A 9,360-nucleotide genomic window follows, 5' to 3' on the forward strand; every position below is an offset into this window, starting at 1 on the left:
GCCCGAGTGTTGCGACTCCAGCAGTCCACTCCGTCATTCCGGGGCCCGAGCGGAGCGAGGGAGTCCGGAATCCATCGGGCCGCAGAATCCGCGGGTAAATGGATTCCGGGTTCGCGCCAAGGGGCGCGCCCCGGAATGACATCGAGTGAATGAGATGCGCGCGAGCGGATTGCAGAGCGACGTTGCTAAGCCGACGAAGCAGCAGGACGAACCAAGGTCGCGCCGCAAACTCCCCCGTCGTCCCGGACAAGCGTAAGCGCAGATCCGGGACCCATAGCCACAGGCAGACGTGGTTACGGGGACTCGGAGTTATCAGCCCGCGCCAAACTGAGTCCTGTGGGTATGGGTCCCGGAACAGCGCTCACTCTGGACAACGCTACGCGTTGCCAAGAGTTCGCTTGTCCGGGACGACGACCGAGAGTGAGGCGACGTCGGTCTCTGCACGCGCTCGGGTGCATTTCGACCTGCAAATCAAGGCAAAGAGCCGAGCTTTGACAACGAGATGCGCGGCGAAAGCCGCCAATGATTTGCACTACTACCTTCCGCCTATACTAAGCGCGAAAAGGCGATGCTGTAATTTCGAACGATGGCTCGCAGCAAAACTGCGCATCACGAGCGCAATGCGCTCAGGCGCCCAACGAGGCGTGCACAACAACATCGCGGAGGGAATACATGACCTTTGGAACGAAGGGCTTTTTGGCTGGCATCTCCATGATTGCGATGCTTGCCGCCGTTACACCGGGCGTTCGCGCCAACGACTCCCTGCTCAAGGCACAATCCGACCAGAATCAGTGGGCCGTTGCAGGCCACGACTATGGCAACACGCGCTTCAGTCCGCTGAAGCAGATCAACACCGAGAACGCCGGCAAGCTGACACTCGCTTATTCGTTCTCGCTGGCCTCGCTGCGTTCGAACGAATCCTCGCCGATCGTCGTCGGCAACACGCTCTACGTTTCGAGCTCGTGGGGTCCGAAATACGTCTATGCGCTCGATGCGGCCACCGGCGCGCGCAAATGGACCTGGGAGCCCGACATTCCCGAGGACGTGCTGCAATACGCCTGCTGCGACGTGAACAGCCGCGGTGTCTCCTATGCCGACGGCAAGATCTTCGTCGGCCGCCTCGACGGCAAGCTGACGGCGCTCGATGCCGCGACCGGCAAGGCGCTGTGGACGGCGAAGGTGGTCGACTACAAGCAGGGATCGGTCATCACCTCGCCGCCGCTCGTCGTGCGCGACAAGGTCATCACCGGTTTCGGCGGCGGCGAATACGGCGTGCGCGGTGCGCTGCAGGCCTTCGATATCAACACCGGCAAGCAGGTGTGGCAGACCTACACCGTTCCTTCGCCCGACGAGCCGGGTGGCGATTCCTGGAAGGGCGACTCCGCCCAGCATGGCGGCGGCGCGGCCTGGCTGGTCGGCTCCTACGATCCGAAGAGCGACACGGTCTATTGGGGCACCAGCAATCCCGCTCCGTGGAACACTGCGGTGCGTTCGACCGGCGATGGCAATTTCGGCAAGCTGACCAACCTCTACACCGCCTCGACGCTCGCGCTCGATCCCAACACCGGCAAGATCAAGTGGCATATCCAGACCACGCCGGCCGACGCCTGGGACTATGACGGCGTCAACGAAGCGGTGCTCGCGGATCTGAAGATCGGCGGCAGCACCGTTCCGACCCTCATGAAGGCGGATCGCAACGGCTTCTTCTTCGTCGCCAACCGTGAGACCGGCAAGGTGTTGTCGGCGGAGAAATACGTGTTCTCCAACTGGGCCAAGAAGTGGGACGTCGCCACGATGCGCGCGGTCGAGGATCCCGACAAGCGTCCCGGGCCGGGCCATCCCGCCAAGGACATCTGTCCGAACCTGATCGGCGGCAAGAACTGGCAGCCGATGTCGTTCAACCCGCAGACCGGCCTCGTCTACATCCCGTCCAACAATGTCTGCATGGACTGGTCGGTCAGCGATGTCGCCTACAAGCGCGGTGTGTTCTATCTCGGCGCCGAATTCCCGACCAAGGAAGGCCCCGGCGGCTTCCTCGGCGAGCTCGTGGCCTGGGATCCGGTCGCGCAGAAGAAGGTCTGGTCGATCAAGGAAGACCTGCCGTTCAACGGCGGCACGCTGACCACCGGCGGCGGCCTCGTGTTTGCCGGCAACATCCATGGCGACTTCCGCGCCATCGACGCGAAGTCCGGCAAGGTGCTGTGGAGCAAGAATCTCGGCTCCGGCATCGGCGCAGGCCCGGTGACCTACCAGGTCGACGGCAAGCAATACGTCGCCATCGTCGTCGGCCGCACGGCTGCGCTCCCTGCGTTCCTGGGCGAGGTAGGGAAGAAGATGACGGCCGCAGCCCCCGAGGGCGGTTCGCTCTTCGTGTTCTCCGTCCAGTGACCTCGCGCGCGTATCCCCGAGGTGACGGGATACGCGCGCATTTTTTCCAGACATGAGCTGCGGCATCAGCCGATGCCTGGTGCCGCCGCGCCTGTCCCAACAACGCCAAGGGAAACGCCAAAGGAAACGCCAAGGGAGACGAGATGCGTCCGAATCATTCCGGCATCGGTGCGAGCCGACATCGCGCCATCGCAGGCCTGCTCGCATGTGCCGCCGCGGCGTTGATCGTTCCGGCCTCGCCGCTGCGCGCCGACGAGGCGCAGCCGTTCCGTCTCTGCGCCGACCCGACCAACCTTCCATTCTCGAGCGATAGTCCGTCGAAGCCGGGCTTCTATGTCGAGATCGGACAGGCCCTGGCGCAGGCGCTCGGCCGGCCGATCGCCTACGACTGGTACAAATCCTATTTCGGCAAGCGCACCGTGCGCGTCACGCTGCTCGGCAAGCAATGCGACGCCATGATCGGGCTGCCGCGCTCCGAGGATTTCATGGGACCGGCCGTGATCTTCTCCAACGCCTTCGCGAAGGAGGGCTATGCTCTCGTGGCCGCCAAGGGCCAGGCACCCGGCGGCATCGACGGCCTCAAAGGCAAGCGGGTTGCCGTGCAGTTCGCCAGCACGCCGCAAAACCTGCTCGCGAGCCGCGACGACATCCAGAAGGTGACGGTGCTGTCGCCCGAGGAAGGCATGCAGGCGCTCGACCAGGGCAGGGCCGACGTCGCCTTCATCTGGGGGCCGGTCGCCGGCTGGCTGAACAAGACCAGCTACAATGACCGCTATCAGATCGAGCTCACCGAGGGCGAAGGCCTGTTGTGGGACACGGCCATCGGCTTTGCGAAGACCTCGACCGAGCTGCGCGATCGCGTCGATGCCGTGTTGCCGCAGCTTCAGAGCACGATCGGCGAGCTCGCGGTGAAATACGGCCTGCCGACCGGCGAGCCGGTTCGCTTCGGAGCGATGCCGGCGACGATCACGACAGGGACGGGAACCGGAGCCGGCGTGGCGCAGGTCGCCAATGTCGTGGCGACCGAGACCAAGGGCGATGCGGTCGCGCCGGGCACCGAGGCCATCGGCGCGGGCAAGGAGATCTTCAACGGAACCTGTGCGCACTGCCACGGTCCCGACGCGATCCAGAGCGAGCGGAAGATCGATCTGCGGCTGCTGCGTCACCGCTACGGCGACGAGATGCGCGACAAGTTCTGGACGACCGTGCATGAGGGACGGCCGACCAAGGGCATGCCGGCCTGGAAGGAGGTCTACACCGACGACCAGTTCGACAGCATCTATTCCTTCCTGCTGACGGTCCAGTCCGAGTCGAACGACTGAACGATCTTGACCGAACCCGATCGGGAGGATGTGCTAGCGTCCATCCGGCACCATCCCGGTGCCGGACGGGCCCCGCATGGTTCTGCCTCTTCCGCCACGGCGGTGGATGGCTGTACGATGGACTATTCGGCGGTGCAGTCCTGCGAAGGCGCCATGACCAGCTTCCTGATCATCGACGATCATCCGCTGTTTCGCGAGGCGCTCGGCAAGGCGGTGCGCCTGGCCTTGCCGGAGGCACGGATCTTCGAGGCGATGTCGATCGAGGATGCTCTTCATATCCTGACGGCCGAGCAGGGCGAGGGCATCGACCTCGCGCTGCTCGACCTCTTGCTGCCGGATGCGACCGGCTTCTCCGGCTTTCTGCGGTTGCGCGAGGCTTATCCGCGCCTGCCGGTCGCCATCGTGTCGAGCGAGGAGGACCAGCGCGTCGTCCGCGAGGCGCTGGAGCTGGGGGCCGCCGGTTATCTGCCGAAGTCGATGTCGAAGCGCGAGCTGGCGCAATCGATCGAGGGCGTGCTGAATGGATCGGTGTCGGTGCCGAAGGATTTCGTGGCGGCGCCGCAGCGCCGGCGGGCCGAGGCCAGCAAGGCGCTCGAGGTCAAGCTGCGCGAGCTCACACCGCAGCAGCTTCGCGTGCTCGATCTCTTGCGGCGCGGCTATCCGAACCGGCAGATCGCCCAGGAGCTTCAGCTCGCCGAATCCACGGTGAAGGCGCACATCACCGAGATCTTGCGCAAGCTCGGCCTGTTCAGCCGCAACAAGGCGATCATCGAGATCGGCAAGGTGGACCTGCCCGATCCCAAGGGCCGGCCCTATGCGCGGGCCGACCGCGGGCGGCCGCAATGACGCGCGATGTCGTGCTTGACGTCGTGCTTGGCGTCGCGCTTGACGTCGCGCTTGACCTGGATCAAGCCGGCCTGACCCGGCTGGGACATTCTCGTTTCGACTTCGAACCCGTCGATCATCTGGGCAATCATCCAGGAATGGCTCATACGCGATGCGATTTCTGATTGTCGAAGACCATCCGCTGTTCCGCGAGGCCCTCGAGGGCGCGCTCCAGATGGTGGCGCCGGCGGCCGAGATCCTTCAGGCGACGTCGATCGACGGCGCGCTGGAGCAGGTAGCAGTGACCACCGAGTTCGACCTCATCCTGCTTGATCTGTCGATGCCGGGCACCACAGGTCTTTCGGGCATCATCCGCATCCGCAAGGCATTTCCCAAGATTCCCGTCGTCATCGTGTCCGGGCATCAGGATCCGCAGATCATGTCCGGCGCCTTGTCGCTCGGCGTGTCCGGCTACATCCTCAAATCATCGTCGAAGCAGGAACTGGCGCAGTCGATCGGCGAGGTGCTGCGCGGCTCGGTCTGTGTTCCCGCCGCCTATCGCGGACTTGTCCGCCCGCAGCGCGCCTCCGGCCCCGCGCAGGATCTCATCAGGCGCCTGCACGATCTGACGCCGCAGCAATTGCGCGTGCTCGAAATGCTCAAGCGCGGCCTGCAGAACAAGCAGATCGCCTATGAGCTGAAGATCTCCGAGACCACCGTGAAGGTCCACGTCTCCGACATCCTGCGCAAGCTCAACGTGCTGAGCCGCACCAAGGCCATCGTGGAAATGTCCCGGATCGATTTCGCGACGCTGGCCGGCGAGGGGGCCGCGGCGAGGCACGAGCGGGCTCAGCCGGATCGGCAGTGATTTGATTCGTCGCTTTTCGCCACGCCGCGCGCGTAACATCGGGCAGGTAATTCATCGACAAGTCAAAGTCATGGCTTGATGTAAGGTATTACCGCTACTGTGCATGGGGTTGTTTTGCGACTTTTGATGGGCGCCAGGTGCGCGCTCTAGCTCAGCAGGAACGACAGCAGCGCCCGCATCTCGGCGGGCTTGATCGGCTTCTTCAGCACCTCGAGGCCGTGGAGGCTCGCCTCCTTCGCCGCCTGTTCGGAATAGTCGGCGGTGATGATCATGGCGGGGGCGTCGAGCTTCAACTGCTCCCGGACGGCGGCGATGGCCGACAGGCCACTCTCGCCGTGATCGAGATGGAGGTCGGCAATCACGGCATCGGGCGCGCCGCCGAGCTCGCTGAGGCGCACCAGCGCGTCCGCGGCCGACCGCGTGGTCGCGACGTCGCAGCCCCATCCCTCCAGCAGCGCAGCCATTGCCTCCGAGCCGTTCGGATCGTTCTCGATCAGCAGGATCTTGGCGCCTTCGAGCCCGCTATAATTGTAGTGCCGCTCGGCGAGCTTGACCGCATGCACCTCGTCGCCGACTTCAGTGAGGTCGGCCGGCTCCAGCTCCAGGGTGAAGGTCGATCCCCTGCCGAGCTGCGACGACAGCCGCACCTCGTGCCCGAGCACGGTCGCGAAGCGGCGGACGATGGAGAGGCCGAGCCCGAAGCCGGCCTGGTCGGTCGCAATCGCCTCGCCGCGCTGGAATTCGCGGAAGATGGCCTCCTGCTGCGCCTGCGCGATTCCAGGGCCGGTGTCGGAGACCTGGACGCAGATCTGGTCGCCCCGCGGCCGGCATCCCATCACGACGCCGCCGCTGCGGGTATAGCGGATGGCGTTGGCAAGCAGGTTCTGCAGGATCCGCCGCAGCATCATCGCATCCGACATCACCGCGAGCTGTGAGCTGCGGATGCGCAAGGACAGGCCTTGCCGCGCGGCGATCGGCTCGAACTCGTTGCGGAGCTGCTCGAACAAGGGCGCCAGCGCAATCGCGCGCACGTCTGGCTTGAGCGCCCCGGCGTCGAGCTTCGCGATCTCCAGCAGCGACCGCAGCAGGTCCTCCAGCATCACCAGCGAGCGGTCGGCCTGGTCGATCAGCAGGCCCGCCTCCTGCGATTCCATCATCTCGGTCAGCGCGGACAGGGTCAGGCGCGCCGCGTTGAGCGGCTGCAACAGGTCGTGGGTGACCGAGATCAGCACCGAGGATTTCAGCGAGCTTGCCGCCTCCGCCTGCTGCTTGGCGCGGTAGAGCCCCTCATTGGCGCGCTCGACCGAATGTAGCGCCTCGCGCAACTGGTGCGTCCGGTCGCGAACCTTGTGGTCGAGCGCAATGGCGGTTTCGAACAATGAAAAGGCGTTGAGCTGCTGGTCCATCGAGCGCTCGACGCGCGACATCAGCGCGGCATTGATCTTCCTCAGCTTCGCGGCTTCCCGCTGCAGCTGCTCGACGGCTTGCGGATCCTGCCACGTCTCCGTCACGCGGTGCGCTTTCCGATCGCGACGCCCGTGAAGGTCTGGTTCACATGCATCGAGCCGAACTGTTCGCCATAGGTGTGAAAGCCGACCACGCGGTTCTGCCGGTACAGTTCGGACATGTCGCGGGCGAGCTGGTGCTGCTCGGCGTCGAGCCGGCGGAGCAGGCACTCGAAGCCGATATAGAGCGAGACGTCTCCGATCTGGTCGCGGATGTCGGCAAACGTCTCGCGGGTCGCGCCAACCAGGCTTCGCGACGTCGCCGCCGTCAGCACCATGCCCTCGTCGATGGCGCAGAAGAAATGCAACGAGCCGTCCGGTTCGACGCGCTGGATCGAGCGCGCGTAATAGGAGCCGCCGACGCGTACCAGCACCGGATGCGACGCAAAGGAGAACGGATCGAGCTTGGCGTCCATGATGCCGACCACACGCGAATATTCCAGTGCGGCAGGCTCTGCGTTCAGCTCCCTCACCATTCGATTTTCGATGTCGGCCTCGGTCACGACCATCTTCTGCGCCCGCGGCTCGAAATTGTCGCACTTGAAGACGCGGAACGGCAACGATGTGTTCAACAGGATCAGCAGGGCGGCATTGGTGTGCGCCTTGCCGCCAAAGAACACCCAGGTCTTCTCGAAGCGCATCCCGTCGCCCGCGGACCCGCCGACGACCGGAATGTCGTCCAGCGAGGCATAGAGCGCGGACATCACCGCTTCCTCGCGGCGGCACAGGCCGTCGATCAGGACCAGGCCGAAGGGACTGCCGCGGTCGACCTGCGGGGTGGCCCGCAGCAGCTCGTGCCGGAGCTCGCCGCCGATCCTGCGGCCGTCCTCGACGCGGAAACTGTCGAGGTTGAAAATGGGCCGCACCGCCGCGGAGAAGTCGGCACGGCTGAACGCCAGCGCCACGACGCTGTTCTCGTCCCAGCCATCGGGGGCAAGCTCGCCCGCGGTGGTGCAACCGCAGACCTGAGTGTCATCGAATTGCCGGGTGATCTCGGCGATGAAGTGATGGGGGTCGTAGCTGGGGGAGAGGAACACCAGGATCAGCGCCAGCTCGTCGGAGGGGAGCTGGGCCGCCAGTTCGGCCACGGCTTCATCGACGCTCGCAGCCTTCGACTTGGCCACGGCAACGCCAGACGCACCGCCAAACCGAAAATCGGTTTGCCCCACTCCGTTTCTCCCTCGAGGCTCGGTCTAACGCCAAGTGCCTGATAAGTATGCGAGCGTAAGGCGTTTTCCGGTGAGCCGCAACACGGCGCCCGATCCCTGCAAGGATGCAGACCGGACGGATTTACCACCCCTTGACGATTCTGCCTTAATTTTGCGCACGGTTCGGAAAGGGCTGCTTCCGGGCCGAAGAATCGCTGCAAAGAACATGAGCTGGGGGTTGGGAATGTCCGGGCGTATCGCCTCGCCGTCTAAGCGCACATTATTGCCGACCCTCAGGTTCCGCGCCAAAATCATTCTCGGCTTCGCCGCCGTGCTGGTGATCTCCGCGGGAAGCATGGCCTTCTCCTATTTCGGCTTCGAGCGGGTCGCCTCCGGGGTCGGATCGTACCGCAGCAGCGTGTCCGAGGCCGATCTCGCCCGCAACATCGACCGCGAGCTGCTCGCCTACCGTTCGGCCGCCAAATATTTCGTCGTCACCGGCAAGGAAGACGACGCCAAGACGTCGCTGGATGCTGAAGGCAGCCTGAAGAGCGCCATCGACCAGGCGATCAAGGGCGCCAAGAAGCCGGCGCGGCAGGAGAGTCTCAACAAGCTCGCCAAGGAGTTTTCCAACTTCTCCGCGACCTTCGCGAAGGTGCTCCAGGCCAAGCGCGACAGTGCGCTGCTGGTGCAGAACCAGCTCGGCCGCAACGCCAACCTCCTGAAGTACAAGCTCGACGACATCGGCAACAACGCGTCCGACGCCGAAGCGCAGGCGATCGAGTTCGGCACCAAGCAGGTCAACGCCCAATTCCAGACCGCGAGCGCGGCCGCGACCAATTTCGTGCTGACGTCCGACCAGGCGATCGCCACCAGCGCGCTGGCGCGGCTGAAATTCGTCGAGAACTCGCTCGGCGCGGTCTACTCCATGGACGACAAGATCGTCGCCGGTCTGAAAGATGCCAAGGCGCTGCTCGGGGCCTATCGCGAAGCGCTGGAGAAGCTGATCGCCAATGCCAAGCTGGTCGATGATCTCGTCACCGAGATGAACGGCTCGGCCGGTGCGATCCTGCAAGGCGCCACCGCCATGAAGGCGGACCTCGTCGCCGAACAGCAGCGGCTGGATTCGGAGTCGGAGGCGATCATCGGAAGGACCGAGCAACTGGTGCTGATGCTGGCCGTCGGCGGCACGCTGCTTGGCGCGGTCCTCGCCTTCCTGCTCGGCACCGGCATCTCGCGTCCGATGATCGCGATGTGCAAGGCGATGCGGGAGCTCGCCTCGGGCAATTTCGACGTCGTGCTGC

General features: G+C 64.7%; 8 protein-coding genes. 6 read left to right on the forward strand and 2 right to left on the reverse strand.

Features of this window, described 5'->3' with window-relative positions; translation table 11 throughout:
- Window positions 1-672 precede the first annotated feature (672 nt).
- The 5 genes from JQ566_RS31760 (at window position 673) to JQ566_RS31780 (ending at window position 5,403) form a co-directional block, all read left to right on the forward strand.
- Complete coding sequence (locus JQ566_RS31760) at window positions 673-2,388, forward strand: PQQ-dependent methanol/ethanol family dehydrogenase (protein ID WP_249139920.1); 1,716 nt, start codon at window positions 673-675, stop codon at window positions 2,386-2,388.
- A gap of 143 nt (window positions 2,389-2,531) precedes the next feature.
- Window positions 2,532-3,710 (forward strand): c-type cytochrome, encoded by a 1,179-nt coding sequence (locus JQ566_RS31765; protein ID WP_212379732.1) that lies wholly within the window; start codon window positions 2,532-2,534, stop codon window positions 3,708-3,710.
- Window positions 3,711-3,863: 153 nt separating this feature from the next.
- A complete protein-coding gene (locus tag JQ566_RS31770) occupies window positions 3,864-4,556 on the forward strand; it encodes a response regulator (protein ID WP_212379750.1) in 693 nt (230 codons plus the stop codon).
- The gene (locus JQ566_RS31775) at window positions 4,553-4,720 is read left to right on the forward strand and encodes a hypothetical protein (protein WP_212379734.1); all 168 of its coding nucleotides are present in this window, start codon (window positions 4,553-4,555) and stop codon (window positions 4,718-4,720) included. The genes JQ566_RS31770 and JQ566_RS31775 overlap by 4 nt, the downstream gene beginning before the upstream one ends.
- Window positions 4,708-5,403, forward strand: coding sequence for a response regulator (locus tag JQ566_RS31780; protein ID WP_212379736.1), 696 nt, complete (start codon window positions 4,708-4,710; stop codon window positions 5,401-5,403). The genes JQ566_RS31775 and JQ566_RS31780 overlap by 13 nt, the downstream gene beginning before the upstream one ends.
- A gap of 146 nt (window positions 5,404-5,549) precedes the next feature.
- Here the strand turns inward: JQ566_RS31780 and JQ566_RS31785 are convergent, their stop codons facing one another.
- Both JQ566_RS31785 and JQ566_RS31790 read right to left on the reverse strand, forming a co-directional pair.
- Window positions 5,550-6,914: a hybrid sensor histidine kinase/response regulator gene (locus JQ566_RS31785; RefSeq protein WP_212379738.1), complete on the reverse strand. Its 1,365-nt coding sequence runs from the start codon at window positions 6,912-6,914 to the stop codon at window positions 5,550-5,552.
- Complete coding sequence (locus JQ566_RS31790; RefSeq protein ID WP_212379740.1) at window positions 6,911-8,077, reverse strand: FIST N-terminal domain-containing protein; 1,167 nt, start codon at window positions 8,075-8,077, stop codon at window positions 6,911-6,913. The genes JQ566_RS31785 and JQ566_RS31790 overlap by 4 nt, the downstream gene beginning before the upstream one ends.
- A 262-nt stretch (window positions 8,078-8,339) precedes the next feature.
- On the opposite strand from JQ566_RS31790, the gene JQ566_RS31795 reads away from it, so the two are divergent.
- Window positions 8,340-9,360: methyl-accepting chemotaxis protein (locus JQ566_RS31795; protein ID WP_479683933.1), on the forward strand; the 1,021-nt coding region annotated here is incomplete at its 3' end.

Source organism: Bradyrhizobium sp. SZCCT0231, from assembly GCF_018130245.1.
Taxonomy (GTDB): Bacteria; Pseudomonadota; Alphaproteobacteria; order Rhizobiales; family Xanthobacteraceae; genus Bradyrhizobium; species Bradyrhizobium japonicum_F.

Excerpts from the sequence above, each read along its gene's own strand:
- JQ566_RS31760 (WP_249139920.1), top strand. The coding sequence starts at position 673 with ATGACCTTTGGAACGAAGGGCTTTTTGGCTGGCATCTCCATGATTGCG.
- JQ566_RS31765 (WP_212379732.1), top strand. The coding sequence starts at position 2,532 with ATGCGTCCGAATCATTCCGGCATCGGTGCGAGCCGACATCGCGCCATC.
- JQ566_RS31770 (WP_212379750.1), top strand. The coding sequence starts at position 3,864 with ATGACCAGCTTCCTGATCATCGACGATCATCCGCTGTTTCGCGAGGCG.
- JQ566_RS31775 (WP_212379734.1), top strand. The coding sequence starts at position 4,553 with ATGACGCGCGATGTCGTGCTTGACGTCGTGCTTGGCGTCGCGCTTGAC.
- JQ566_RS31780 (WP_212379736.1), top strand. The coding sequence starts at position 4,708 with ATGCGATTTCTGATTGTCGAAGACCATCCGCTGTTCCGCGAGGCCCTC.